The organism is Synechococcus sp. J7-Johnson (genome assembly GCF_024345795.1).
In the GTDB taxonomy this organism is placed as follows: Bacteria; Cyanobacteriota; Cyanobacteriia; order PCC-6307; family Cyanobiaceae; genus Regnicoccus_A.
Genome location: NZ_JAGQBU010000014.1, coordinates 22,796 through 47,170 on the forward strand (window position 1 = coordinate 22,796; position 24,375 = coordinate 47,170).

Consider the following 24,375-nt stretch of genomic DNA (forward strand, 5'->3'; position numbering starts at 1 on the left):
TCGCCGTGGTCGTTGGGCCGGGCTGGGCGCCCACCGACGGTACGCTTGTACTGGTGCGGGCGTAGTTTAGTGGTAAAACCTCAGCCTTCCAAGCTGATGATGCGGGTTCGATTCCCGCCGCCCGCTTGTTTCTTCAAAGCCCCGTCGCCTCGATCAGGTGGGGAGCCGCCAGCAGCATGAGGCTGCGGCCCTGTAGAGCTGCCGTCTCGGCGCTCAAGGGCTGGGGCGACACCAGCAGTTCATCGCCAGCGATCTGGCCGGTGTCGATCAGCCGTAGCCAGCCGGCGCTGGGCTCAGGAAGCTTGAAGGTCATCGGCTGGTAGTAAGCATTCATGCCGCACCAGAGCAGGGGGCCGTGGCGCAGGTCGTGCAGGCTCCAGGCCAGGCTGTGGGACCAGCTGCCCCAGTCGGGTTGGAGCAGCTCCAACCCGTGCCACTCGCGCCAGATCAGATCCCGCTCGCCCGGCCTGGAGGGGGGGGGGTCGGCATGGGGGCTCTCAGGATTGAGCAGGCCTTCGAGGCGGCGGCGCAGGCCTACCAGCCGGCTCACGAACTGATGAAGGGCCTGGTCGTCTTCGTCGGGGCGCCAGTGCATCCAGCCCAGGGGATTGTTCTGGCACCAGGTGTTGTTGTTGCCCCCCTGACTGCGGCGCACTTCATCGCCCATCAGCAGCATCGGCACCCCGGGCGCCAGCAGGAGGGTGCCCAGCAGGTTGCGGATCTGGCGGTTGCGCAGCTCGCTGATCTGCGGATCGCTGCAGGGCCCCTCCACCCCGTGGTTCCAGCTGTTGTTGTGGTTGTCTCCGTCACGGTTGTCCTCGCCGTTGGCCAGGTTGTGCTTGACGCCGTAGCTGACCAGATCGGCGAGGGTGAAGCCGTCGTGGGCGGTTATGAAGGTGATGCTGCGGCCAGCCTTTGCCGGCTTGCCGCCATAGAGATCGGAACTCCCTGACAGCCGCTGGGCCATCGACCAGCAGCAGCTGTCGTCCCCCTTCCAGAAGCGGCGCACGTCGTCGCGGAAGCGGCCGTTCCAGGTGCCCATGCGGCGCGCCGGAAAATCATGGAGCCGGTAGAGACCGCCGCAATCCCAGGGTTCGCTCACCAGCTTGAGGTCGCTCAGCTCAGGGTCGGCCTCGATCTCCTCGAACAGCGGCGGCTGGTCGAGTGGGGCCAGCTCCTCGCCACGGCTGAGGGCGATGCCGAGATCGAAGCGGAAGCCGTCGATGCCCAGCTCCAGGGCCCAGCAGCGCATCGACTCCAGCAGCAGCCTCCTCACCAGGGGGCGGTTGGCGGCGATGGTGTTGCCGCAGCCGGTGACGTCCTGGTAGTCGCCACGGATGTTCTGGTGGTAATAGAGGTGGTCGGCCAGGCCGCGCCAGCTCAGGGTCGGCCCGTCCTGGTTGCCTTCGCTGGTGTGGTTGTAGACCACATCGAGCAGCACCTCCATCCCGGCCTGGTGGCAGGCGGTGACCAGCTGACGCATCTGCTGGCGCCCCGCCAGCGGGTCGTCGCCCACCAGATAGCCCTGATGGGGTGCCATCCAGCTCAGGGGGCTGTAGCCCCAGTAGTTCTGTCGCCCGTGGGGGGCGTCCTGGGGATCGAAGGCCATCACCGGCAGCAGCTCCAGTGCGGTGACCCCCAGGCTGCGCAGATAGGGCAGGGCGTCGATCACGCCCAGCAGGCTGCCCTGGCGCTCGGTGGCCACGGGGCTGCCCTGGCCCCGGCTGAGCCCGCCCACGTGCAGCTCGTAGATCACCGTGGTCTGCCAGCTGTGGCGGGGCCTCGGCGCGGCCACGAAATCGAAGCGATCCCGCTCCGTGACCACTCCCTTCAAGCAGCTGGCCGTGTTTGGGATGGCGCCGATTGCATCACGGCGGCGGTAGACATCCCAGCCGCTGATCGCCCTGGCACAGGGATCAAGCAGCACCTTGGAGGGGTTGAAGCCGTGTCCACCGGGCATCAATGGCCCATAAACCCGGTAGCCGTAGCAGGTGCCCTCGCCGATGCCCTCCACTTCCACATGCCAGTGGTCGCCGGAGCGATGGCGCAGATCCAGCGGAATGATCCGGAAGGGTTCAGGCGAGCTGCCGCGGGCGAACAGCAGCAGCTCCACCCTGGTGGCCGTTGGGGCCACCAGGGAGAAATTCACCCCCCGGGCGGTGATCGCTGCCCCGAGGGGCCAGGGATGTCCGAGCTGGATCGAAGACAAGGACTCGGGTCACCCGTCGCTACAAGTTAGTGCTGTGCGGGGCGTTGGCCCTCGGGAGGCTCGATGCCGGTTGAGGAGAGTGGCGAGACGACCATGGAGGCTGGGCGACCGCCCACGCCCGTGCTCCCCGGACTGTGGGTGTTCGCCCCCAACCGCGACAGCAGGGGGGGGACCTCCTGGCTGCTGGCGCCCCGGGGTCAGGCGCCGCTGCTGATCGATGTGCCGGCCTACACCGCCGCGAATCTTGCCGTTCTGCAAGAGGCCGGTGGCGGCAAGATCCTGCTCACCAGCCGGGAGGGCCATGGGCGTTGCCGCCGCTGGCAGGAGGCGCTGGGTTGGCCGGTGCGGTTGCAGGAGCAGGAGGCCTACCTCCTGCCCGGCGTGAAGGGGCTGGCCCCCTTCGGCGATGAGCTTGATCTGGGTGGGGGCCTGCGGGCGCTCTGGACACCGGGGCCCACTCCAGGGTCCTGTGTGGTCCATGCGGCCGGGGAACTCGACGTGCTCTTCTGCGGGCGCTTGCTGGTGCCGACCGCGCCGGGGGAGGCCCGTCCGCTGCGCACGGCCCGCACTTTTCACTGGGACCGGCAGCGGCGCAGCCTCGAAAGCCTGCACCGCTGGCTGCCGCCCGGTTCTCCCCGCTGGATCGCCAGCGGAGCGGGTCTTGGGGCACTGCAAGGGGAGAAGCTGATCGACGGCGGCCGCGGCCTGCTCGATGACCTGCTGAATGGTCTGCAGGAAGGTCTGCTTGATCCTTCCTGAGGCTTCGGTGGGCGGTCCATGGAGTCCGGATCGGGCGGGTTCGGGGCCGATTCGGCTCCAAACCATTGTTCAGCAGGGGTTTTTGGTTGCCCGAACCGCCCTTCCCCCATACGATTGGCGCGCTGTACCGTTCCGGCGCCGGCGAGAGGGTGTTTTTCCGCTCCGTCCAGCTCCCGCATTCTCCTGAAGGTTTTCGCCTCCGATGAACAAAGCTGATCTCGTCAACCTCGTTGCGGTTCGCACCGAATTGACCAAGACCGAAGTGTCCAAGGTCGTCGACGCCGCGATCGAGACGATCGTGGATTCCGTTGTGGAAGGGAAGAAGGTCTCGATCCTGGGCTTCGGCTCCTTCGAGCCCCGCGAGCGCTCCGCCCGTCAGGGCCTCAACCCCAAGACCGGCGAAAAAATCAAGATCCCGGCCAAGCGGGTGCCAGCCTTCACTGCCGGTAAGCAGTTCAAGGACAAGGTCCAGAGCTGAGCCCTGGGGCTTCCCCTCCCCGCACAGCTGGAGCGGCTGATCGAGGCGGCTGATCGCCGTCGGCTCGCGGGGCCCACGGGGCGATTCGCCCCCTCCCCTAGCGGAGTCCTTCATCTGGGCAATCTGCGCACAGCTCTGCTGGCCTGGCTGCAGGCTCGCCTCAGCAATGGGCGTTTTCTGTTGCGCCACGACGATCTCGACGGCCCGCGCCAGCGTCCAGGGGCCATCGAGGCCATCGAGGCCGACCTGGTCTGGCTTGGCCTCAGCTGGGATGGCCCATCCCTTCGCCAGAGCGAGCGCAAGGGCCTGTACGGCTCAGTGCTGTCAGCGTTGCGTCGCGGCGGGTCCCTCTATTCCTGCCGCTGCAGCCGCCGGATGCTCGCGGATCTCTCAGCCCCCCACGGCGGCTGGCCGCTCTACCCGGGGACCTGCCGCGATCAGTCCGTGGGCTGGGGGCCCCGGCAGGGGCGGCTGCCCAGCTGGCGGCTGAGGCTCGAGCCTGGGACCTTGTGTTGGAGGGAGGAGATCGGTCCGGAGGGCTGCCTGGACGCGGCCACCGAGGTGGGCGATGTGGTGCTGCGCCGCGCCGATGGTTTGCTCGCCTATCACCTGACCTCGGCCGTGGACGACCTGTTGCTGGCGGTGACCACCGTGGTGCGAGGAGCTGACCTCTGGCGCTCAACGGCGCCGCAGCTGGCGGTGAGCGAGCGGTTGGGGCGACCTTTTGCTGACACCTGGCATGTGCCCCTCTGGCTGGATGAGGCTGGGGAGCGGCTGGCCAAGCGGCAGGATGCCATTGGGCTTGAACCCTTGCGGCAGGCGGGCCTGGATGCGGCTGCGGTGATCGGCCGGATGGCGGCCAGCCTGGATCTGGTGCCCGCCGGCAGCCGCCTGAGCGCGACGGAGCTGCTGCAGGATCTGGATCTGTCGCGACTTAAGACTCAGTTGCGACGATGGAGTTGAGCCCCGGGATCTCTTAAGGAAGGTTTCGGGATCAAGGTCTGCCTTTCGGTTCAGACTTCAAGACGAACCCCTGGAGCATCTCCACGTGTCCAGCTCCAGCACCGAACGATTGATAAGTCAGTACCGCTCAACCCGTGATGGAGTGTCATCTCGGGTTGTGGTGTCGTTCCCCAGCGCCCTTGAAACAGATCCTGAGCTCTCAACTTCTTCTAGGTATCCCCACGTTCTCACCCATCCAGCTCGTTTGTCGCCATCGGTGAGGGGCTCAGCACAGATGGGTCTGAAGCGCTGCAGCCACTGCGGAGGCAGCGGTGTTCTGCGCATGGGTTCCAACAGCTTCCGCACCTGCCTTGAATGCCTCGGCCAGGGCAGCCTTGTTGATCATGGGGCTGCCCGCCGCGACATCAGCGCTGCTTGAGCTTTTTCTGGCGCCAGATGAAGAAGGCCGCCGTGGCCACCACCACCCCCAGCGGCAAGGCGGTCAACAGCAGCAGGATCACGGAGGTCCAGTCGGTGTACATGACTGCATCAAGGGAACAGATCCCATCATCCCTGCCCCCAGGTGCCCTGGCCCTCAGCAGATGCGCGGCAGCAGTTCGCCGCTCAGTGGCACCAGCACCCGCTCACTGCCGAAGCGAGTGCGCAGCAGGACCCGAGCGGCATTAGCCCGGACCTCTCCGATCAAAGCTCCACCGAGAGGTTCCAGGATCTGCAGGGTCGTCGCCGCTGACCGTTCAGGTACCACCGCCACCAACCGTCCCTCGTTGGCCAGATGCAGGGGCTCGAAGCCAAGCAGCTCGCAGGTGCGGGCCACCGGCGGCGCCACGGGGATCGCCTCCTCCTCCACCAGGAACTCCATGCCGCTCGCGCCGGATAGTTCTGCGAGGGCGCTGGCCAGCCCGCCTCGGGTGAGATCCCTCAGACAGTGAAGCTGCACCCCCGCCGTCAGCAGGGACTCCACCACGGGCCATAGCGGCGCACAGTCGCTGGCCAGGGGGGGGTGCAGATCCAGGCCATGGCGGGCCGCCAGGATCGCCACGCCGTGGCGACCGAGATCGCCGCTGACGAAGATCCGATCGCCAGGCTCGATCGCCAGCGGATCGATGGGCAGGTCGGTCGCCAGCAGGCCGATGCCGCTGGTGTTGATGAACACCCCGTCGCCCTTGCCCCTCTCCACCACCTTCGTGTCGCCCGTCACGATCGTGACGCCGCACTGCCGCGCCGTGTTCGCCAGTGACACGACCAGGCGCCGGAGGACAGCCAGCTCCAGCCCCTCCTCCAGGATCAGTCCCACGCTGAGGTGAAGGGGACGGGCGCCGGCCATGGCGAGGTCGTTGGCGGTCCCGGTGACAGCCAGGCTGCCGATGTCTCCTCCGGGGAATTCCAGGGGCTGCACCACATAACTGTCGGTCGTGAAGGCCAGATCGCCATGGGGCAGCTTCAGGCGAGCCGCGTCGTGGAGCACCTGGGTGGGATCGCTGTAGAGGGGGCGCAGCTCCTGGTCGATCAGCTGCTGCATCAGCGTGCCGCCGCCGCCATGGGCCAGCCGAATCCGCGCTCCGGCCGTCGCTTCAGTCATGGCGGCGGTAGAGGTGGTAAGCGGCGCAGGCTCCCTCGCTCGACACCATCGGCGCCCCCAGAGGATGCTCGGGTGTGCAGGAAGTGCCGAACGCCGGGCAATCCCGTGGACTGCGTCGGCCCTGCAGGATCAGGCCGCTGATGCAGGGGTTGCCGGGATCGCCGGCTGTGCCGCCGCCCAGGGAGACGTGGCGCCGGACATCGAGGCTGGCGTAGGCCTCGCGCAGGGCAAGCCCGCCGCCAGGGATCATCCCGAAGCCACGCCAGGGCTGATCCACCACGGCGAACACCTCTTCAAGCAGCGCCCGTGCCGCCGGATTGCCCTCCGGCTTCACCACCCTTGGGTAGGCATTCGCCAGCTGGGGTTGTCCGGCCTCGAGGAGCTCCACACAGCGCAGCAGGCCACGCATCAGATCGATGGGCTCAAAGCCCGTCACCACCACCGGCACACGATGCCGTTGCACCAGCTCGTTCAGTTCGCCGGTGCCCATCACGGTGCAGACGTGCCCCGCCGCCAGGAAGCCCTGCACCTGGTTGCCATCGGCGCTGAGGATCGCCTCCATCGCCGGGGGCACTCGCACATGGGCCGTGAGCAGCAAAAGGTTCCGCACCCCGCTGCCCAGGGCCTGGCGGGCGAGCAGGGCGGTGGCCGGAGCGGTGGTCTCGAAGCCCACCGCAAGAAAGACCACGGTGCGCTGGGGATGGCGGCGCGCCAGCTCCAGCGCCTGCAGGGGCGAGGTGAGCAGGCGCACGTCGCCGCCGGCCGCCCGCACCCCCAGCAGATCGTCGCTGCTGGAGCCGGGGACCCGCAGCATGTCGCCATAGGAGCAGAGGATCACCTCCGGCCGCCGGGCCAGTTGCAGGGCGGCATCGATCGTGGCTGCCGGTGTCACGCACACCGGACAGCCGGGGCCGTGGATGAGGCGCAGACCGGGAGGCAGCAGCTGGTCGAGACCCCAGCGCACGATGGCGTGGGTCTGGCCACCGCAGACCTCCATCAGGGTCCAGGGTCTGGTGGTGATGGCGGCCAGCCGGGTCGCCAGCCCGTTCACCGTGCTGGTCATGGCAGCGCTGTCGCGCTCAGCTCGTCAGAAGGGAGGGGCTCCCCGTCGGGCCGGTCGGCCTCGCCAATGGGGTGGAAGGTCTTGATGGCGCGCATGTATTGAGCACGCTCGTATTCGCTTGGATCAGGACAGCGTTGCTGGCTCATGCAGCCGATCAGCTCCCGCGCTGTGGCGTGGTCGTGATCCTCCAGCCACTGGCTCAGCTCGGCTTCGATCACGGCGAGACGCTGGGGGCCATGGCGCAGCAGGGCTGCCACGATCTGCGTCACGCAGGCTCCTGCCATCAGCAGACGCACCACGTCGGTTCCTCTCTGGACGCCGCTGGTGGCCGCCAGGTCGAGGGGATGGCGGCCGTGCAGCAGGGCGATCCAGCGCAGCGGCAGGCGCAGGTCGTGGGGGGTGGAGAGCAACAGGTTGGGGCGCACCTCGAGCGTCTCGATGTCGATGTCAGGCTGGTAGAAGCGGTTGAAGAGCACAAGACCATCGGCCCCGGCAGCCGCAAGCCGCCGTGCCATGGCGCTGAAGTTGGTGAAGAAGGGACTGAGCTTCACCGCCAGGGGCAGCTTCACCTCGGCCTGCACTTCAGCCACCACCTCCTCCACCTGGTTCTCGATCGCGGCGCTGGAGAGGTATGGATCGGTGGGGATCGCATAGAGATTCAGTTCGATGGCATGGGCACCGGCGTCCTCCAGCTGGCGGGCGCAACGCACCCAGCTGCCCGGACTGGTGCCGTTCAGGCTGGCGATCACCGGAATCGACAGACGTTCACGGGCTTCGCTGACGTGGTTGAGATAGAGCTCGTATCCCACATGGAACAGGGCATGCTCCGGCACGTAGCTGAGGGCTTCGCCATAGCTCTCGGCGCCCTGCATCCCCATCTGATGCAGATCGAGCTGGTCGCGCTCGATCTGCTCCTCGAAGAGCGAATGAAGCACCACGGCGGCAGCCCCCGCCTGCTCCAGTGCCACCAGCTGGTCGATGTCCTCACTCAGGGGTGCCGCTGCACCCACCACCAGGGGAGAGCGCAGCTCCAGGCCGAGGTAAGTGGTGGACAGATCGGGGCTCATGGCTGGGACCTCCCTGCCGCGGTCGTGGTTGGGCCGCATTCCTGGGAGGCGAGGGCCCGGTAGAGGGCCCAGCGACGATCGAGCTCATGCTGGGCCTGTCGCCCCAGCTGCCGGGCCAGCTGGGGCTGGCTGAACTTGAGCATGCGGAAGCGGTTTTCCTCCGCCATCGTCTCGGCCAGCGGGCGGCTCGGAGCCCGTGAATCCAGCTGGAGCGGATTCTCGCCCCGTTCCGTTCGCCGGGGGTCGTAGCGATAGAGAAGCCAGCGCCCCGAATCGACCGCCGCCTGCTGATGGGCCATGCCCTTGGCCATCGTGATGCCGTGAGCAATGCAGTGGGAATAGGCAATGATCAAGGAAGGTCCGGGATAGCTTTCGGCTTCCAGAAACGCCCTCACCGTGTGTTCGTCCCGTGCGCCCATGGCCACGCTGGCCACGTACACGGTGCCGTAGGTCATCGCCATCAGCCCGAGATCCTTCTTCGGTGCGGCTTTTCCCGCAGCCGCGAACTTCGCCACCGCGGCCCGTGGCGTGGCCTTGGAGGCCTGGCCGCCGGTGTTGGAGTAAACTTCCGTATCGAGCACAAGGGCGTTCACGTCGCGGCCGCTGGCGAGCACGTGATCGAGTCCGCCGAAGCCGATGTCGTAGGCCCAGCCGTCACCGCCCACCAGCCACACACTCCGCTTCACCAGCGCGTCGGCCACGCTCAGAAGACGTGCCGCCGGTGAGCCTGACTCCGCATCCTGCTCCTGCAGCAGGGTCTTGAGCTGGGCGACCCGCTGGCGCTGGGCAAAGATGCCGGCCTCATCGCTCTGGTCGGCGCCGAGGATGGCCTCCACCAGCTTGGCCGGCAGTACCAGCAGGGACAGCAGTTCGCCCGCCATCTGTCGCTGCTGATCCACCGCCACCCGCATGCCGAAGCCGAATTCGGCGTTGTCCTCGAAGAGAGAGTTGCTCCAGGACGGCCCCCTCCCCTCCGCATTGGTGGTCCAGGGGGTTGTGGGCAGGTTGCCTCCGTAGATCGAGGAGCAGCCCGTGGCGTTGGCGATCATCATCCGATCACCGAACAGCTGGGTGGCGAGCTTGAGGTAGGGCGTCTCGCCGCACCCCCCGCAGGCTCCGGAGAACTCGAACAGCGGTTGCTGCAGTTGCTGCTGGCCGATCTTGCGCAGATTCAGAGCGGCGCGCGGGGCCTCCGGCAGGCTGAGGAAGAAGTCCCAGTACCCCCGGGCCTGCTCCCGCAGGGGCCGCTGTGGAGCCATGTTGATGGCCTTGCGTTTCGGCTCGGTGCGATCCCGCGCCGGGCACACTTCCACGCAGAGGGCACAGCCGGTGCAGTCTTCTGCCCCCACCTGAATGGTGAAGGACTGCCCCTCGAAGTCGTGGTCGCGGGCGGGGGCGCGGCGGAACCCCTCGGGGGCGGTGGCCAGTGCGTCGGGCTCCACCACCTTGGCGCGAATCACGGCGTGGGGGCAGACCATCACGCACTTGCCGCACTGCACGCAGAGATCGTCTTCCCAGACCGGGATCGACTCGGCGATGTTGCGCTTCTCCCACTGGGACGTGCCCACCGGGAAGGTGCCATCACAGGGCAGGGCACTCACCGGCAGCTCGTCGCCACGGCGCTCCAGCATCGGCACGATGACGTCACGCACGAAGGCCGGAGCACGGGCCAGGCGTTCGTCGCTGGAGGCGAGCTCCAGCCCGCCCTCGCCCATAACCATCGGGAGGTCGGCGTAGGCCAGCTCCTCCAGGTGGTCGAGGCTCGCATCGAGGGCCCTGAGGTTCATGGCCACGACCGCCTCCCCCTTGCGGCCATAGGTTTTGACGATCGCGGTGCGGATGCGCTCGATCGCCTCCTCCCGCGGCAGCACCCCACTCACCGCGAAGAAACAGGCCTGCATCACGGTGTTGATGTGGAAGCCCATGCCCGCCTCCATGGCCACCTGGCTGGCGTTGATGATCCAGACCTTCAGCTGCTTCGCCCGGATCGTGGTGCGCATCGCCTCCGGCAGCCGCCGCCAGCTCTCTTCGGCCGGATAGGGACTGTTGAGCAGCAGGATGCCGCCGGTCTCGAGGCCGGCCAGGAGGTCGAAGCGGCCCAGGAAATCCCATTGATGGCAGGCCACCAGGGTGGGGCGCTGGATCAGGTAGGTGGAGCGGATCGGCCGGGGGCCGAAGCGCAGGTGCGACACCGTCACTGACCCCGACTTCTTGGAGTCGTAGACGAAGTACCCCTGGGCGTGGAGGTCGGTGCTCTCGCCGATGATCTTGATCGTGCTCTTGTTGGCGCCCACGGTGCCGTCGGAGCCGAGGCCATAGAACACGGCACGCACTTCCCCGGGCGCTTCGGTGACGAAGTCGTTCTCCCAGGGCAGGGAGCGGTGGGTGAGGTCGTCGTGGATTCCCACCGTGAAGTGGTTGAGGGGATCCTCCCCGCAGAGGTGGTCGAAGACCGCCTTCACCATCGCTGGTGTGAATTCTTTCGAGGAAAGTCCGTAGCGGCCACCCACCACCCTGGGCAGCGGCGTTCCGCCGCCGTGCTGCCGCTCCCATTCCTCGGCCACCGCCGCCACGACGTCGAGGTAGAGGGGCTCCCCCCCCGCTCCCGGCTCCTTGCAGCGGTCGAGAACCGCGATGGCCCGGGTGCTGGCCGGCAGCGCCTGGATCATGAGTGCATTGCTGAAGGGGCGGTAAAGACGCACCTTCAGCACTCCGACCTTCTCCCCGTTTGCTCGCAGGGCCTCGGCGGTCTCAACCGCGGTCTCGCAACCGGAGCCCATCAGCACCAGCACCCGCTCGGCGTCGGCCGGCCCGACGTAGTCATAGGGGGCGTAGGAGCGGCCGGTGAGGGCGGCGAACGCGTCCATCGCTTCGGCCACCACGGCCGGTGCCGCGTCGTAGAAGCCGTTCACCGTCTCCCGCGCCTGGAAGTAGACGTCGGGGTTCTGGGCCGTGCCGCGCAGCACCGGGTGATCGGGACTGAGAGCCCGTTGGCGGTGGGCGGCGATCGCCTGCTCGGGAATCAGCTGCCGCAGCACCTCGTCCTCGATCGCCTCCACCTTCTGGATTTCGTGGGAGGTGCGGAAGCCGTCGAACATGTGCAGGAACGGCAGCCGTGAATGGAGGCTGGCTCTGGTGGCGATGGCGGCCAGGTCTCCCGCTTCCTGAACGTTGTTGGCGCAGAGGATGGCGCAGCCGGTTCCCCGCACCGCCATCACGTCGGAGTGGTCGCCGAAGATCGAGAGTCCCTGGGCGGCGAGGGAACGGGCCGCCACGTGCAGCACTGCTGGCGTCAGTTCCCCGGCCAGCTTGTAGAGGTTGGGGATCATCAGCAGCAATCCCTGCGATGCCGTGAAGGTGGTCGTGAGACTGCCGGCCTGCAGGCCCCCGTGCACCGTGCCGGCCGCCCCCGCTTCGCTCTGCAGTTCCACGATCTCGGGCACCGTTCCCCAGAGGTTGGGGCGGCCTTCTGATCTCCAGGCATCGGCCCATTCCCCCATCGGCGACGCCGGCGTGATCGGGTAGAGGGCGATCACCTCGTTGAGGCGATAGGAGACCCGGGCGGTGGCCTCGTTGCCGTCGATCGTGAGGGTGCTCATGCCTCTTCCTCCTCGACCAGGCTCAGCGCCATCCCCACGTGCACCAGCACCTGATCGCCCACCTGGGCGTCCGGGAGGCAGGCCAGGCTCACCTGCTGGCGAACGCCGCCGAAGTCGACATCGGCCATGCGCCAGATGTCGTCGTTGCAGTCGCCTTGGCCGCCTTGTTCAGGCGCCGATTGCGGTGGCCGGCTCGTGATCGAGAGGATGAGACCGGGAACGGCCAGGCACATGGAGCTGACTCTGGGATGGAAGGTCTTCCCTCTGGTTTATAGGCAGGCTGCAGCGAACCGCCCAGACCTGGCCGAGGGCCAGGCCGCCGTCGTTTGCGGGCACCCTCTCGCCCCAGAAGGGGGTGAGACCGCCGGCCCGAAGCGCACGGATGGAGCCTTCGAGCAGGATCCGGTTCTGAAAGCACCCGCCTGCCAGGACCACCCTGGCCGCTCCTGTGTGCCGGGATGCCGACACGGCCAGCGCCTGGAAGGCCTGGCTCATTCCGTTGTGAAACCGGGCGGCGCAGACCGAGGTGGGGACGCCTGCGTCCTGGTCGGCCAGCAACGCCTCGATCAGTGGCTGCCAGTCGAGCCGGCCCATCGCTGGCAGTCCTTCCTTTGCCGTCGCGGCCGCCATCCTGAGCGGCAGCGGATAGGCCCCGGGATCAGCAGGGGCCCGCGCTGCGGCTCCCTCCAGCAGCAGGCCTCCCTGGCCTTCGTGGCTGAGCACCTGAGCCAGACCCAGCAGCGAGGCCACCGCATCGAACAGTCGTCCAACGCTGGAGCTCAGCGGGCTGTTGCAGCGACTGGCGATCGCCTGCAGCAATAGTTGTCGTTCGTCCTGGGAGAAAGCAGCCAGCGTGTGGCGGGCGCCCGGATGGTGGAGCACGGCGGATCCGGCCGCGGCCAGCAGGCCCAGGGCGGCGCGACGCGGTTCGGCCATGGCGCGCTCGGCCCCCGGTAGTGGAAATGGGCGCAGGCTGGCCAGTCGGCGCCAGCCGTCGCCATCGATCTGCAGCAGTTCCCCGCCCCAGAGGGGCGCCACGGGGTCGTGGCCGTAGCCCAGTCCGTCGAAGCAGTAGGCCAGCACCGGAGCGTCGAGCCGATGCTCCGCCATCACCGCCAGGGCGTGGGCGAGGTGGTGGGGCACCTCACGGTGTTCAAACGGCTGGGTGGCGGCCAGTTGATGGCTGAGATAGCCCGGATGGGCGTCGCTGACGAGCAGGGCGCCGCCACCACCATGGCGTTCCAGCAGCTCCGCGACCCCCTCCGCCAGCCGTTGCTGGCAAGACCCCTCGGCCAGGTCGCCGAGGTGGGGGGCCAGCCAGACCCGGCTGCCGATCGCTAGGGCGGGAGCACTCTTCAGATCGCCGCCTAGCGCCACCAGCACTTGCGGCGCCAATTCAGATGTGGTGGCTTCGGCGCCAGGCACGGTCGGCAGGGGCAGGGCCTCGGGTGCCAGGCCCCGTGCCCGGCGGATCAGGGCCGGTCTGCCGTCGATCACCTGCAGCACCGAGTCATCGAGGGGGCGGGCGATCGGGCGGTCGTGGCAGAGCCAGGCATCGGCGATTCCCGCCAGGCGTTCGATCGCTTCGGCCGGATCGGTGCAGAGCGTTTCGCCGCTGCGGTTGCCGCTGGTGGCCACCAACGGCCGGCCGAAGGCGCGGATCAGCAGGTGGTGCAGGGGCGAGGCCGGCAGCATCACCCCCATGGCCGGACTGCCCGGGGCGACACCGGGGAAGGACTCCGCCACTGGCGCTCGCCGCCGCAGGAGCACGATCGGCGCGGCGAGATGCTGCAGGGCCTCCAGTTCGTCGGCGTCGAGCAGGCAGTGGGCTGAGATCCAGGCGGGATCGCCGACCAGCAGTGCGAAGGGTTTGGCGGGTCGCTGCTTGCGTCGTCGCAATTGGGCCACGGCAGCGGCATTGCTGGCGTCGACCAGCAGCTGGAAGCCGCCGATCCCCTGCAGGGCCAGGATCCGGCCGTCGCCGAGCAGTTCGCAGGCGCGCTGGATCAGGGTCGCGCTGTCCTCTCTTCGCGGACTCCCAGAGGTTTGGGGCTGGGCCGCCTGCGCCCCGATCCGCAGGCTCAGGCGGGGGCCGCAGGCGGGACAGCCGATCGTCTCGGCGTGGAAGCGGCGGTTGTGGGGATCGTCGAACTCCTGTCGACAGCTCGGGCACAGCACGAAGCTGGCCAGGCTGGTGTGGGCGCGGGCGAACGGCTCGGCGGTGGCAATGCTGAAACGAGGTCCGCAGCTGCAGCAGCTGATGAAGGGGTAGCCGAAGCGGCGATCGGCAGGGTCGCTGAGCTCCGCCAGGCAGGCTGCGCAGGGTGCCCGATCGGCCGCCAGCGATGGCGCCACCAGGCCGATGCCTAACGGCGTGGCGGCGCCTGCGGCGATCCGTACCGTCGCGGCAGGGGTGATGGCTGTGGGCGGCAACCAGCACGGCTCCAACGGTTCCAGCTGTGCCGGAGGGGGGATCTCGCGGGGCAGCCGCTCCAGGAAAGACTCCAGCCGATCCCGCTCGCCCTCCAGATCGATCCGCACCGAGCCGCGCACGTTCTCCACCTCACCTGCCAGCTCCAGAGCCATGGCCAGCCGGTGGACGAAGGGACGAAAGCCGACCCCTTGCACGATCCCGCTGCAGCGCAGCTGAAGCCGTGCCCTGGGCTTCACAGGGGCGCCGGGATCGGAAGCCCCAGTACGGCCAGAAGCTCGTCCATGCCGGCCCCCGACTTGGCCGACACCTCCACCACCCGGGCCCGGGGCGCCACCTGGGCGATGTGGCGCAGTGCCTGGCTGCGCTCGAAGCCGACGGCGGCACTGAGGTCGATCTTGCTGATCACCACCACGTCGGCGGCATGAAAGGTGGCCGGATATTTCAGGGGTTTGTCCTCCCCTTCCGTCACCGAAAGCATCACCACCCGCAGGCTCTCGCCCAGGTCGTAGGCCGAGGGGCAGACCAGATTGCCTACGTTCTCGATCACCAGCAGATCCAGCGCTGCCAGATCGATGCCGTCCGATTCGAGCGTCGCCAGGGCTTTTTGCACCATTCCCGCTTCCAGGTGGCAGGCCTGGCCGGTGGTGATCTGGATCGCCCGCAGTCCTGCGTTCTGCAGGCGTCTGGCATCGTTGTCGGTCGCCAGATCACCGACCACCGCCGCGATCCGATGGCTGGCGCCCCAGTCGCGGGCCATGCGCTCCAGCAGAGCGGTCTTGCCCGAACCAGGCGACGACAGCAGATTGATCACCGGCACGCCCGCGGCCCCGAATCGCGATCGGTTGGCCGCGGCCTGGGTGTCATTGCGGCTCAGCAGATCCTGTCCCAGTTCCAGATGGGTGTGGGCGTGCGTGTGGGTATGGGTGGGGGCGCCACAGTTGCAGTCGAGGCACATCGGCGGCGGACTCCCCAGGCGGCGGACGGTGAAGGGCTCGCAGCGATACAGAGCCTGATCAGACGCTAGTCAGCGCATGCAGGAGCTGCCATTCACTAGGGAAGTGCCATCGCGGTGCGACCTCATGGCTGAAGCGGATCGTCGTCGCAGTCGAGATCCAGCGAAGCGAGCTGCAGCTCCCGACCCTGAACCAGGTCGCGGCTGATCGAGCCGCAGTCAGGACATTCACAGACCCCGTCATGGGCCGGGAACGTCTGGCGGCAGGCGTAGCAGAACGCATGGGCCTGGATCGATTCGATCACCAGGGTGGCCCCCTCCCCAAGCGTTCCCGCCATGACCACGTCGAAGGCGAAACGCAGCGCGTCGGGCTCCACGCCCGCCAGGCTGCCGATCCGCAGGGTGATGGTGCTGATGCGGCGGGCGCGGTGCTCCCCCGCCCGCTCGAGAGCGAGATCACGCACCGCTTCCATCAGGCTCAGTTCATGCAAGGGAGTGGTCCAGCCAGGTGCGGAGCAGGCGCCGGGCCTCGGGCAGCAGGGCTGCCTGGGAGGCACTCATCGCCGTTCCATGGGGAAACGCGAAGGCCGGCATCAGCAGGATCGTGGCTGCAGGCCGGCTGCCGAACAGCAGGTCGGCCAGCGCCACCAGGGCGCCCGGCTCCAGGTGATGGCTGCTGCTGCCCGGCCCGGTAGGTGCGGAGGCCAGCGGACACAGCTGCGGTCGGGCAGCCTCCGCTGGGTCCGCCGCGGCAGCCAGCCAGGCATCGATGAACAGCACGCCGCTGCGGTCGACCAGGTCGGCGGCCAGCTCCGGCGTGAGCTGATGCACCATCGCGACGGTCAGATCGGAGTGTTCAACCAGATCGGAATGATCAGTCAGGGTTCCGGCCAGATGCCAACCCACGCCATCGTCGCCGCGGAGGGGGTTGCCGATGCCGATCACCAGCCTGCTCAACGCCGGCCTGCTCAACTCCGGCCTGGTCAACGCCGGCGTTCGGCCAGGATCTGCCCGTCGGCTGAAAGGAGCTGCAGGTGCAGGGGCATCTGCCCCGCCGCATGGGTGGAGCAGGAAAGGCAGGGATCGAAGCAGCGGATGCCCGCCTCGACCCGATTGAGCATGGCCTCGGGAATCTCGGTGCCGGCCGGCACCGGATCAGGGATGTACTCCTTGGCGATCTGGTGGACGGTCTTGTTCATCGCCAGATTGTTCTGGCCGGTGGCAATGATCAGGTTTACCCGGGTCAGCAGGCCGTCGTCATTGACCTGGTAATGGTGAAAGAGGGTGCCGCGCGGCGCCTCACTCACCCCCACCGCCTCGTTGCGGTTGAGGCTGGCGCGGGACCGGACCCGGCTGTTTCTGCACTCCGGATCATTCACCAGCTGCTCGATCGCTTCGAGGCAGGCCACGATCTCCACCAACCGGGCATGGTGATAGGCGAAGGAGCTGGTTGCCACCCGGCCGCTGCGGTCGCGCAACTCCTCGAGTTCCCTGTCGGCCCAGGGGGTGCCGATCGAATCGCAGACATTGAGCCGGGCCAGGGGGCCCACCCGGTAGATCCCATCTGGGTATCCCAGGGGTTTGTAATAGGGGAACTTGAGGTAGCTCCAGGGTTCCACCGCTTCCCCCAGGAAGGAGGCGTAGTCGTCCTCGCTGAGGCCATCCGCCACGATCGTGCCGTCGGGGGCGCGGAAGCGGAGCATCCCATCGATGTGTTCCCACCTGCCATCGGGGGTCACCAGACCCATGAACAGGCTGGGGAAATCACCGAAAACCCGCTGCTCCTTCTGCAGGGGGCCATCGAGAAGGGTCTTGTAGAGACCGAGCGCCAGGGTGATGGTGGCCTTCGCTTCGGGGAGGCGATCCAGGATCCAGTCCCTTGCTTCGACACTGAGGCGCGTGCGCACGCCGCCGGGGACCGCCCAGGCGGAGTGGATCTTGCGACCGCCGAGCAGTTCCAGGATCTGCTGGCCGAACTGCCGCAGGCGGATGCCAGCCCGGGCCAGATCAGGATCGGCTGCCATCAGCCCGAAGACATTGCGCTTCGCCGGATCGCTCTCCCAGCCCAGCAGGAAGTCGGGGCTGCTGAGGTGGAAGAAGGAGAGGGCGTGGCTCTGGGTGAGCTGAGCCAGATTGAGCAGGCGCCGCAGCTTGTCGGCGGCTGGGGGGATCTGCACGGCCAGGAGCTTGTCGCCGGTCTTGGCGGCGCAGAGCAGGTGGCTCACCGGGCAGATGCCGCAGATGCGGGCGGTGATGCCCGCCATCTCGGTGAACGGGCGGCACTCGCAGAATTTCTCGAAGCCGCGATATTCCACCACGTGGAAGCGGGTGTCGATCAGGTGGCCGGCTGCATCGAGGTGGAGGGTGATCTTGGCGTGCCCTTCGATGCGGGTGACCGGATCGATGACGACGGTGCGGGTCATGGCGGCAGCAGCGGGGGGACGGGACTCCATCAGCCGAATCGGATCATCTCGGCCCCTTCCATCACCGGCCGCTCTCCGGCCAGCAGCGGGGCGATCGCCTCCTTGATCCGCTGGGCCGAGGGTGGGCATCCGGGCAGGAACAGGTCGACGGCGATCACCTCATGCAGGGGCAGCACCCGTGGCAGCAGCTCGGGCACGATCCCGGGGGCGAAGGGGAGCTGGGCTCCGGTGTCAGCCAGTTCGAGATAGCCCCGCTCCAGAACCGCCTGCTGACTGCTGCCATCGGCGCTGGCCAAGAGGTTGCGCAGACCCGGCACGTTCGCGGTGACGGCGCAGTCACCGAACGAGATCACCAGCCGCGTGCGCTGGCGCACGATGCGGGCCAGCTCGAGATTGTCCACGTTGGCCACCGCGCCCTCCACTAGGCACACATCGACGTTCTCGGGGTAGGTCTTGGTGTCGATCCCCACGGGTGAAAAGACCACATCGGCCACAGCGGCCAGATCGAAGAGAAATTCGTCGAGATCCAGAAACGACATGTGGCAGCCCGAGCAGCCCGCCAGCCAGACGGTGGCCAGCCGCAGCTTGGGTCGATCCGGGAGCCCTGCGGCGGATGGCTCAGGCGCGGCTGGCTCAGGCGTGGATGGGTCGGGTGTGGTCATTGGTTTCTCCAGACGTGCTCGTCGCGGGCGGCCTTGAGCAGGGCGGGGCGGTCGCTGTGGCGCAGCTTCTCGGCGGTGGTGTCTTCCTTGTGGAAGATGGCTCCGGTGGGACATACGTCGACACACTTGCCGCAGTTGGTGCAGGCCTCCACTTCTCCCCAGGGCTGATCCAGCCCGGCCACGATGTGGCAATGGCTGCCGCGGCTGCCCACGTCCCAGACGTGCGCCCCTTCGATCTCATCGCAGACCCGCACACAGCGGGTACAGAGGATGCAGCGGTTGTGGTCGATGGCGAACAGCGGATGGGACGCGTCGACGACGCGCTGGGGGTATTGATAGGGGAAGCGGGAGTGGTCCATTCCCACCTGCACGGCCACGTTCTGCAGTTCGCAGTTGCCGTTGGCCACGCAGAAGGCGCAGATGTGGTTGCCTTCCGCGAAGAACAGTTCCACGGCCATGCGGCGGTAGTCGAGCAGCTGGTGGGTGTGGGTGTGGATCGCCATCCCCTCGCTGGCAGCGGTGGTGCAGGCGGGCATGAGCCGGTTGCTTCCCTCCACCTCCACCAGACACAGCCGGCAGGCCCCCACGGGCTCGAGCCCGTCGAGGTGGCAGAGCAGGGGAATATCCACCCCGGCGGCCCGGGTGGCCTCCAGCAGGCTGACACCCTCCGGGATGGCGACCTCCTTGCCGTTCACGCTGAGAGTGATGACGCTCATGGCTGCTCACACAGGGCGGGCTGACGGCAGGCCGCTTCGTATTCGTGGCGGAAGTAGCGCAGGGTGCTGAGCACCGGGTTGGGAGCTGACTGCCCGAGGCCGCAGAGGCTGGTGGCTTTCACCATGCGGCACAGCGCATCCAGCTTCGCCATGTCGGCGGGGCTGGCGCGCCGCTCGACGAATCTGTCGAGCAGCTGGGCGAGCTGCACGGTGCCGGCGCGGCACGGCACGCATTTGCCGCAGCTTTCGTTGACGCTGAAGCGCATGAAGTGGCGCGCCACTTCCGGCATCGAGGTGGTTTCTCCCATCACCACCATGCCGCCCGAGCCCATCATCGAACCCAGTTCCATCAGGCTTTCGTAGTCGACCGGGGTATCGAGCAGCTCGGCGGGGATGCAGCCTCCGGAGGGGCCGCCGGTCTGCACGGCCTTGATCGGCGAGCCGTCGGGGACGCCGCCGCCGATCACCTCCACGACGCTGCGCAGAGTGGTACCCATCGGCACCTCCACCAGGCCGGTGTTGGTCACGGCGCCGGAGAGCGCGAACACCTTGGTGCCCTTGCTGCCGGCCGTCCCCATCGAGGCGTACCAGTCGCCGCCCTCGCGCAGGATCACCGGCACGGCCGCCATCGTCTCGACGTTGTTGATCAGGGTGGGCGCGCCCCACAGCCCGGACTGGGCCGGGTAGGGGGGGCGGGGCCTGGGCATGCCTCGCTGCCCCTGGATCGACTGCAGCAGGGCAGTTTCTTCGCCGCAGACGTAGGCGCCCGCCCCGACGCGCACCTCGATCGTCAGAGAGAAGGAGGTGCCATCGATGCCGTTGCCGAGCAGCCCGGCGCGCCGGGCCTGCTGCAGGGCCTTGCGCAGCCGCTCCACCGCCAGGGGGTATTCGGCGCGGACATATACGTAGCCCCGGTCGGCACCGACGGCATAGGCCGCGATGGCGAGACCCTCCAGCAGCCGGTGCGGATCGCTCTCGAGAACACTGCGATCCATGAAGGCACCGGGATCGCCTTCGTCTGCGTTGCAGACCACATAGCGGGGACCGGGCGGCTGCAGGGCCACCGTGTCCCACTTCAGACCCGTGGGGTAACCCCCGCCTCCCCGTCCGCGCAGACCGCTGCGCTTCACCTGCTCCCGGACCTCCTCCGGGGTGAGTTCATGCAGGCAGCGGCGCAGCTGGCTGTAGGTCCCGAAGGCGATCGCATCGTCGATCGATTCGGGATCCACCTGGCCGCAGCCTTCCAGCACCACGGACGATTGGAGGGCGAAGAAGGGCAGCTGGGGGTCAAGCCGGCTGGTCTGAAGGGTGTCGTTGCCGTGGTCGCCGAGGCGGGCGGCCTCGATCAGGGCGCCCGCCTCGGTGGGTGGAACGGCGCCATAGAGGGTGGTGCCGCCGGGGCCGTCGCAGGCCACCAGTGGCCCCCTGCCGCACAGCCGCAGGCAGCCCACCGGTTTGATCGCAAGCTCCTGGGCCGTGTGGCCTGCGGCATCCCGGGCCGCTTCCAGGGCGGCCTGCAACTCCTCGCTGCCGGCGCTGCGGCAGCCGCTGGCCCCGCAGCAGCGCAGCTGACGGGCAGGGGTGGTTGAGCCAGAGCTGCTCATGCGGGCACCGCTCCTGCTGCCGGCATGCCCGTGCTCTCGAGCACGGCATCGAGGGCCTCGGGCTGATCAATCGGCAGCTTCGTGACCAGCACACCGTCGACAACCAGCACCGGCGCCTGGCCGCAGGCACCAAGGCAGCTCACATGCTGGACGGCCCAGATGCCGTTGCCGGCCGGGTCATCGAGTTTGACCCCGAGCCGTTGCTCGAGGCGGGCAGCGACGTCGGCCCCCCCTTTGACGAAACAGGCTGTACCCAGGCAGACGGCGCAACGGTGGGGTGTGGGGGGCTCCAGCGTGAAGAGGTGATAGAAGCTGGCCACTCCGTAGACCCGGCTCAAGGGCATCCGCAGCTGGCGGGCCACCTGATCAAGAGCCTGTTTCGGGAGATAGCCATGGATCTCCTGGACCTGGTGGAGCACCTCGATCAGGGCATCGGGCTGGGCCCCATGCCGGCGGATGACCTGGGCAATTTTGCGGCTGGCGATCTCCTCGGCCGAAGGGGATGGCTTGGATGCGGCGGGTCGGGCCGGGCTGGTTGCGGTCATGCGCTTTTCCGCACTCCATCCATTTGTTAGCCACGGTTTCGGCCGCAGGCATTCAGCCGGGGGGACGTGCGGGGGATTGCTGACATCGGCCTGATGCCGTTCGCGCTACTCGGCGCAACCCTATCGATCAGGATCGCGGCTGACTGGCCAGATCAGGCCGTCATCTCCAGGCCAGAAGGGCTCGCCACGGCCGTCGGCCTGCACCACAGCTCCACAGCACCACAGCTTCACATTGCGCCACACGCCATGGGTTTCCGCTTCCTCAACTCGATCGCCTCCCAGCACAACCTGCAGGACTTCCTCGAACTCGTCGACCTGGCGGTGGGGGGCGGTAAGGACGCGGGGAATGTGTTTCTGCTGTCCCATCGGTTGCGGGAGTCGAATCCGATGAAACTGTGCACCCGGATCCTGGAGAAGGACCCGGCCTCCGCCGCCCTGATCAAGGAACGCCGGCTCTGCGGCCCCTACGACGTGGAGGCCTTGGCAGCCCTGCCCAAGGGCACGCTCGGACACACCTACGCCTCGGTGCTCAACGCCCACGGCTACGACATCAACTTCTTCCCTGAACCAGCCTTCTACAACAACCTGGAGACCGAAGCCGACTACATCAATTACCGGGTGTTCGCCACCCACGATCTCCACCACATCCTCAGCGGCTACAGCCTCGACAACTACGGGGAGATCGGGGTGATCAGCATCAGCGTGGGACAGTTCAACCATCCAGGTCTGGGCTTCACCGATCTGGTGTCGCTGATGCTCAGCTGGCTGATGGGCAGCACCCCCGCCGCCGAACTCAGCAGCGTTGAGGATCAGGCACGCACGGCCAGGGCCATTCTGCGGCTGATCGTGGATGGCCTCGATACCGGTGCCGCCGCCCAGCGGCTCTTCCCGGTGATCTGGGAGGAGCGCATGGGGCAGGACCTCGAGGAACTGCGCGCCGAGCTGGGCGTGATCCCGGTGCGTGAGGGTGTGCGCAGCTGGTACAGCAACCCGGCGGTGGCCGCGGCTCTGGCAGCCTGAGTCTCCGGTCCCGGAGCCAGCGCGATCCCGCCGGTTCAGACCATCCAGAGGTGCCCTTCACCCGTCTGGGGTGGCTTTCTGTTAAGAATGGTGATCGCCAAGTAGGGAGCACGAGGCTCTTTGCGGGCTCGTTCCGAATCTCTTTGTCCGATATCACCATTTCCGCAGCGCCCGTCGAAGCTTCTGGTTCAGCCTTGGCATGGCCGCCTCTGGAGCCCCTGGCAGTTGCTCGTCAACTGCGTCCCTTGCTGCCTGCTGAGGCGTTTAAGACCGACCCGGCCAGGCTGGGTCTGATTCCTATCAACCTGGCAATCCTGGCGCTCGGATGGCAAATCGCTTCCCAGCTCGACCGTCTTCCCCTGGCCGCGCTGCTGCTATGGCTCCCCTTTGCGGTGGTGATGGGTAACAGCGTCTTCGTCCTGGGGCTATTAGCTCATGACCTGATGCACGGCAGCTTGCCGCGGCAGCGGCCGCTGCGGCGGCTGGTTGGGCTGGTGGCATTCAGCGTGTCGTGGATGACCCCAACCCTCTGGCAGGCAGTGCATAACCGCGAACACCATGGCCACACCAATGGCTTGGTGGATACTGATCGGAGCTATCTCGAGAGTCAACCCAGCAGCTGGGGCAAGCGCCTGTTTCGCTGGATCGCGCCCTCCAGCGAGGTGCATCCGTTGATCCTGGCCCTAGGTATGACCAGTGCCTGGCCGTTGCACCACTTCCGCACGACCTGTTCGGTGCTTCTCTTCAACACCGCCAATACTCTTTTCACTCCGGCAGCCTTTCAGGTGAGCAAGGTTGAGCGCAAGGCCATCGCCCTTGAGCTGATGGTTGTGGTTGCCCTCCATGCTGGGTTAATCAGCTGGATCGGTCTTCGGCCAGTTCCACTATTGCTTGGGTACTTCTTGCCCCTATGGGTAGGCTATGCGATTTCGATGGTCTATATCTACACCAATCACATGCTTTCCCCGCTCACCGAGGATAATGATCCATTGGTGAGTTCGCTCTCCCTTCTGGTGCCGGCATGGATCGATCTGCTGCACTTCAACTTTTCCCACCATTCCGAACATCATGTTTTTCCAGGTCTAAATACCAACTATTATCCTAAAGTAAGAGAGTTGTTGTTGGCTCATCACCCTAGTCTTTTTCAGCTGATGGGAATGGGTCAGGCTTGGCGGCTGATGCTCTCCACCCCGCGTTTTTACCGCGATGCCGTGACCCTGGTGAGTTCGGATGGAACGGTGACCATGCCTGTTCCCTGTCTGACTGCTGAGAAGAACCTCCAACAGCCCGAAGTGGCTGTCTAGGCAGACCCTGAGAGTCTCTTGCTGTCCGCCCCTATAACAGACGCCAGTAAATCTGCACAAATCCCTGTAGCTGCACCCCGTCAGGTGATACGCCCTCTCCAAGATCACCGTGCAGCCGTTGTTTGCCCAGAGCAAGGCGTCGCGCAAGCTCCAGTTTCCCTGTCTGATGGGGACCTCGGCAGGGCAGCTGGGACCGAGCTGGTGGAAAGCCCATCACCTGGCCCACCTCGCCGGTGAGCGGCCGTTCATCACCCTCGGCGAGGACTGGCACAACCTGAATCACGCCTGCCAATGGTCGGTGTGGCTGGGCGGATCGGCTGCGCCTGCCGGCTGCGGAGGATCTGCTGGCGCGGGCACGCCCATGAGTTGCTGCCACTGAGCCCGCAGGCTGTGGGGCAGTGGCCGCGGCCTGTAGTCGCGCGGGTCGGCAGGGCCGTGACGCAGCACGGCATTAACGACCGTGGCGTAGTGGCGGCTGCTGTTGACCGCCCCGTGGGGCACGCCCGGGGGGATGCGCACCAGCAGGGGTTCGTCTTCCCGCAGGGGAATGCGCACGAGCCGGCCGTCCTCCAGCACCACCAGCTCTAGGGAACCGCGCAGGAGGATCAGCTGATCGGTCTGGCGGCGGTGGCAGAAGAGCGAGACGGGCTGATGGGGGGCCAGATCGGCGATCAGGGTTTCGTCGCTGGGCTGGGCCTGGCTGAAGAGGGCATTGCCTGAGGAGGTGCGCTCCAGCGGCACCAGTTCGACGCGTCGTGCGAGGGCCATGGGGCGGGCCTCTCGGGTTCAATGGTTTTGTCAAGATTGTTGACAAATCACTGGAGCTGTCGGCGCTGCTGCTACCGAAATGGGGTCCAGTCAGGGAATGCTGGTGTGGCTTCTGGAGCGCCAGACGCCGGCGGGTGGGGGAACGGGCCGTGCTGGATTCGAACCAGCGACCGTGCGATTAGAAGTCGCATGCTCTATCCAGCTGAGCTAACGGCCCACTGCATCAGCCT

General features: G+C 67.2%; 22 protein-coding genes and 2 tRNA genes. 7 read left to right on the plus strand and 17 right to left on the minus strand.

Annotated features, from left to right (window positions below):
• The first annotated feature begins 55 nt into the window (after positions 1-55).
• Positions 56-126 (plus strand) — tRNA-Gly (locus tag KBY93_RS08885).
• A gap of 7 nt (positions 127-133) precedes the next feature.
• Here KBY93_RS08885 and KBY93_RS08890 read toward each other — a convergent pair.
• Positions 134-2,209, minus strand: coding sequence for a glycogen-debranching protein (locus KBY93_RS08890; protein WP_255093959.1), 2,076 nt, complete (start codon positions 2,207-2,209; stop codon positions 134-136).
• A 63-nt stretch (positions 2,210-2,272) separates the two neighbouring features.
• On the opposite strand from KBY93_RS08890, the gene KBY93_RS08895 reads away from it, so the two are divergent.
• The 4 genes from KBY93_RS08895 (at position 2,273) to KBY93_RS08910 (ending at position 4,827) form a co-directional block, all read left to right on the plus strand.
• The gene (locus KBY93_RS08895; RefSeq protein ID WP_255093960.1) at positions 2,273-2,968 is read left to right on the plus strand and encodes an MBL fold metallo-hydrolase; all 696 of its coding nucleotides are present in this window, start codon (positions 2,273-2,275) and stop codon (positions 2,966-2,968) included.
• 202 nt (positions 2,969-3,170) lie between these two features.
• A complete protein-coding gene (locus tag KBY93_RS08900; RefSeq protein ID WP_094555763.1) occupies positions 3,171-3,446 on the plus strand; it encodes an HU family DNA-binding protein in 276 nt (91 codons plus the stop codon).
• A 3-nt stretch (positions 3,447-3,449) separates the two neighbouring features.
• Complete coding sequence (gene gluQRS, locus KBY93_RS08905; RefSeq protein ID WP_399222896.1) at positions 3,450-4,409, plus strand: tRNA glutamyl-Q(34) synthetase GluQRS; 960 nt, start codon at positions 3,450-3,452, stop codon at positions 4,407-4,409.
• Positions 4,410-4,665: 256 nt separating this feature from the next.
• Positions 4,666-4,827 (plus strand): hypothetical protein, encoded by a 162-nt coding sequence (locus KBY93_RS08910; RefSeq protein ID WP_255093961.1) that lies wholly within the window; start codon positions 4,666-4,668, stop codon positions 4,825-4,827.
• A 156-nt stretch (positions 4,828-4,983) separates the two neighbouring features.
• Here the strand turns inward: KBY93_RS08910 and hypE are convergent, their stop codons facing one another.
• The 14 genes from hypE to KBY93_RS08980 form a co-directional block, all read right to left on the minus strand.
• Positions 4,984-5,988 carry a hydrogenase expression/formation protein HypE gene (hypE, locus tag KBY93_RS08915; protein WP_255093962.1) on the minus strand — a complete coding sequence of 335 codons (1,005 nt, stop codon included), beginning with the start codon at positions 5,986-5,988 and terminating at the stop codon, positions 4,984-4,986.
• On the minus strand, positions 5,981-7,051 hold the full coding sequence (hypD, locus tag KBY93_RS08920; RefSeq protein WP_255093963.1) for a hydrogenase formation protein HypD: 1,071 nt from the start codon (positions 7,049-7,051) through the stop codon (positions 5,981-5,983). Before hypD ends, hypE begins: the two co-directional genes overlap by 8 nt.
• On the minus strand, positions 7,048-8,118 hold the full coding sequence (locus KBY93_RS08925) for a dihydroorotate dehydrogenase-like protein (protein WP_255093964.1): 1,071 nt from the start codon (positions 8,116-8,118) through the stop codon (positions 7,048-7,050). Before KBY93_RS08925 ends, hypD begins: the two co-directional genes overlap by 4 nt.
• On the minus strand, positions 8,115-11,717 hold the full coding sequence (gene nifJ, locus KBY93_RS08930) for a pyruvate:ferredoxin (flavodoxin) oxidoreductase (RefSeq protein WP_255093965.1): 3,603 nt from the start codon (positions 11,715-11,717) through the stop codon (positions 8,115-8,117). Before nifJ ends, KBY93_RS08925 begins: the two co-directional genes overlap by 4 nt.
• The gene (locus tag KBY93_RS08935; protein WP_255093966.1) at positions 11,714-11,950 is read right to left on the minus strand and encodes a HypC/HybG/HupF family hydrogenase formation chaperone; all 237 of its coding nucleotides are present in this window, start codon (positions 11,948-11,950) and stop codon (positions 11,714-11,716) included. The genes nifJ and KBY93_RS08935 overlap by 4 nt, the downstream gene beginning before the upstream one ends.
• Complete coding sequence (gene hypF, locus KBY93_RS08940; RefSeq protein ID WP_255093967.1) at positions 11,886-14,387, minus strand: carbamoyltransferase HypF; 2,502 nt, start codon at positions 14,385-14,387, stop codon at positions 11,886-11,888. Before hypF ends, KBY93_RS08935 begins: the two co-directional genes overlap by 65 nt.
• Positions 14,384-15,106 (minus strand): hydrogenase nickel incorporation protein HypB, encoded by a 723-nt coding sequence (gene hypB / locus KBY93_RS08945; RefSeq protein WP_255093968.1) that lies wholly within the window; start codon positions 15,104-15,106, stop codon positions 14,384-14,386. Before hypB ends, hypF begins: the two co-directional genes overlap by 4 nt.
• Before the next feature lie 122 nt (positions 15,107-15,228).
• Positions 15,229-15,594, minus strand: coding sequence for a hydrogenase maturation nickel metallochaperone HypA (hypA, locus tag KBY93_RS08950; protein WP_255093969.1), 366 nt, complete (start codon positions 15,592-15,594; stop codon positions 15,229-15,231).
• Complete coding sequence (locus tag KBY93_RS08955) at positions 15,587-16,060, minus strand: hydrogenase maturation protease (protein ID WP_255093970.1); 474 nt, start codon at positions 16,058-16,060, stop codon at positions 15,587-15,589. Before KBY93_RS08955 ends, hypA begins: the two co-directional genes overlap by 8 nt.
• Positions 16,061-16,086: 26 nt before the next feature.
• Positions 16,087-17,526 carry a Ni/Fe hydrogenase subunit alpha gene (locus KBY93_RS08960; RefSeq protein WP_255094014.1) on the minus strand — a complete coding sequence of 480 codons (1,440 nt, stop codon included), beginning with the start codon at positions 17,524-17,526 and terminating at the stop codon, positions 16,087-16,089.
• A 29-nt stretch (positions 17,527-17,555) separates the two neighbouring features.
• The gene (locus tag KBY93_RS08965; protein ID WP_255093972.1) at positions 17,556-18,188 is read right to left on the minus strand and encodes an oxidoreductase; all 633 of its coding nucleotides are present in this window, start codon (positions 18,186-18,188) and stop codon (positions 17,556-17,558) included.
• Positions 18,185-18,904: a bidirectional hydrogenase complex protein HoxU gene (gene hoxU / locus KBY93_RS08970; protein WP_255093973.1), complete on the minus strand. Its 720-nt coding sequence runs from the start codon at positions 18,902-18,904 to the stop codon at positions 18,185-18,187. Before hoxU ends, KBY93_RS08965 begins: the two co-directional genes overlap by 4 nt.
• On the minus strand, positions 18,901-20,508 hold the full coding sequence (locus KBY93_RS08975; RefSeq protein WP_255093974.1) for a NuoF family protein: 1,608 nt from the start codon (positions 20,506-20,508) through the stop codon (positions 18,901-18,903). The genes hoxU and KBY93_RS08975 overlap by 4 nt, the downstream gene beginning before the upstream one ends.
• Positions 20,505-21,053, minus strand: coding sequence for an NAD(P)H-dependent oxidoreductase subunit E (locus KBY93_RS08980; RefSeq protein WP_255093975.1), 549 nt, complete (start codon positions 21,051-21,053; stop codon positions 20,505-20,507). The genes KBY93_RS08975 and KBY93_RS08980 overlap by 4 nt, the downstream gene beginning before the upstream one ends.
• Before the next feature lie 246 nt (positions 21,054-21,299).
• On the opposite strand from KBY93_RS08980, the gene KBY93_RS08985 reads away from it, so the two are divergent.
• Positions 21,300-22,073 (plus strand): Coq4 family protein, encoded by a 774-nt coding sequence (locus KBY93_RS08985; RefSeq protein WP_255093976.1) that lies wholly within the window; start codon positions 21,300-21,302, stop codon positions 22,071-22,073.
• Positions 22,074-22,123: 50 nt separating this feature from the next.
• Positions 22,124-23,377 (plus strand): fatty acid desaturase, encoded by a 1,254-nt coding sequence (locus KBY93_RS08990; RefSeq protein ID WP_255093977.1) that lies wholly within the window; start codon positions 22,124-22,126, stop codon positions 23,375-23,377.
• Positions 23,378-23,656: 279 nt separating this feature from the next.
• Here KBY93_RS08990 and KBY93_RS08995 read toward each other — a convergent pair whose 3' ends face one another.
• A complete protein-coding gene (locus tag KBY93_RS08995; RefSeq protein ID WP_255093978.1) occupies positions 23,657-24,145 on the minus strand; it encodes a cupin domain-containing protein in 489 nt (162 codons plus the stop codon).
• Between the two features lie 143 nt (positions 24,146-24,288).
• Positions 24,289-24,362 (minus strand) — tRNA-Arg (locus KBY93_RS09000).
• Positions 24,363-24,375 lie beyond the last annotated feature (13 nt).

Bases quoted from the DNA above. Each gene is read 5' to 3' on its own strand.
- KBY93_RS08895 (WP_255093960.1), top strand. From the start codon at position 2,273: ATGCCGGTTGAGGAGAGTGGCGAGACGACCATGGAGGCTGGGCGACCG.
- KBY93_RS08900 (WP_094555763.1), top strand. From the start codon at position 3,171: ATGAACAAAGCTGATCTCGTCAACCTCGTTGCGGTTCGCACCGAATTG.
- hypE (WP_255093962.1), bottom strand. From the start codon at position 5,988: ATGACTGAAGCGACGGCCGGAGCGCGGATTCGGCTGGCCCATGGCGGC.
- hypD (WP_255093963.1), bottom strand. From the start codon at position 7,051: ATGACCAGCACGGTGAACGGGCTGGCGACCCGGCTGGCCGCCATCACC.
- KBY93_RS08925 (WP_255093964.1), bottom strand. From the start codon at position 8,118: ATGAGCCCCGATCTGTCCACCACTTACCTCGGCCTGGAGCTGCGCTCT.
- nifJ (WP_255093965.1), bottom strand. From the start codon at position 11,717: ATGAGCACCCTCACGATCGACGGCAACGAGGCCACCGCCCGGGTCTCC.
- KBY93_RS08935 (WP_255093966.1), bottom strand. From the start codon at position 11,950: ATGTGCCTGGCCGTTCCCGGTCTCATCCTCTCGATCACGAGCCGGCCA.
- hypB (WP_255093968.1), bottom strand. From the start codon at position 15,106: ATGTGCCTCGACTGCAACTGTGGCGCCCCCACCCATACCCACACGCAC.
- KBY93_RS08960 (WP_255094014.1), bottom strand. From the start codon at position 17,526: ATGACCCGCACCGTCGTCATCGATCCGGTCACCCGCATCGAAGGGCAC.
- KBY93_RS08965 (WP_255093972.1), bottom strand. From the start codon at position 18,188: ATGACCACACCCGACCCATCCACGCCTGAGCCAGCCGCGCCTGAGCCA.
- hoxU (WP_255093973.1), bottom strand. From the start codon at position 18,904: ATGAGCGTCATCACTCTCAGCGTGAACGGCAAGGAGGTCGCCATCCCG.
- KBY93_RS08975 (WP_255093974.1), bottom strand. From the start codon at position 20,508: ATGAGCAGCTCTGGCTCAACCACCCCTGCCCGTCAGCTGCGCTGCTGC.
- KBY93_RS08980 (WP_255093975.1), bottom strand. From the start codon at position 21,053: ATGACCGCAACCAGCCCGGCCCGACCCGCCGCATCCAAGCCATCCCCT.
- KBY93_RS08985 (WP_255093976.1), top strand. From the start codon at position 21,300: ATGGGTTTCCGCTTCCTCAACTCGATCGCCTCCCAGCACAACCTGCAG.
- KBY93_RS08995 (WP_255093978.1), bottom strand. From the start codon at position 24,145: ATGGCCCTCGCACGACGCGTCGAACTGGTGCCGCTGGAGCGCACCTCC.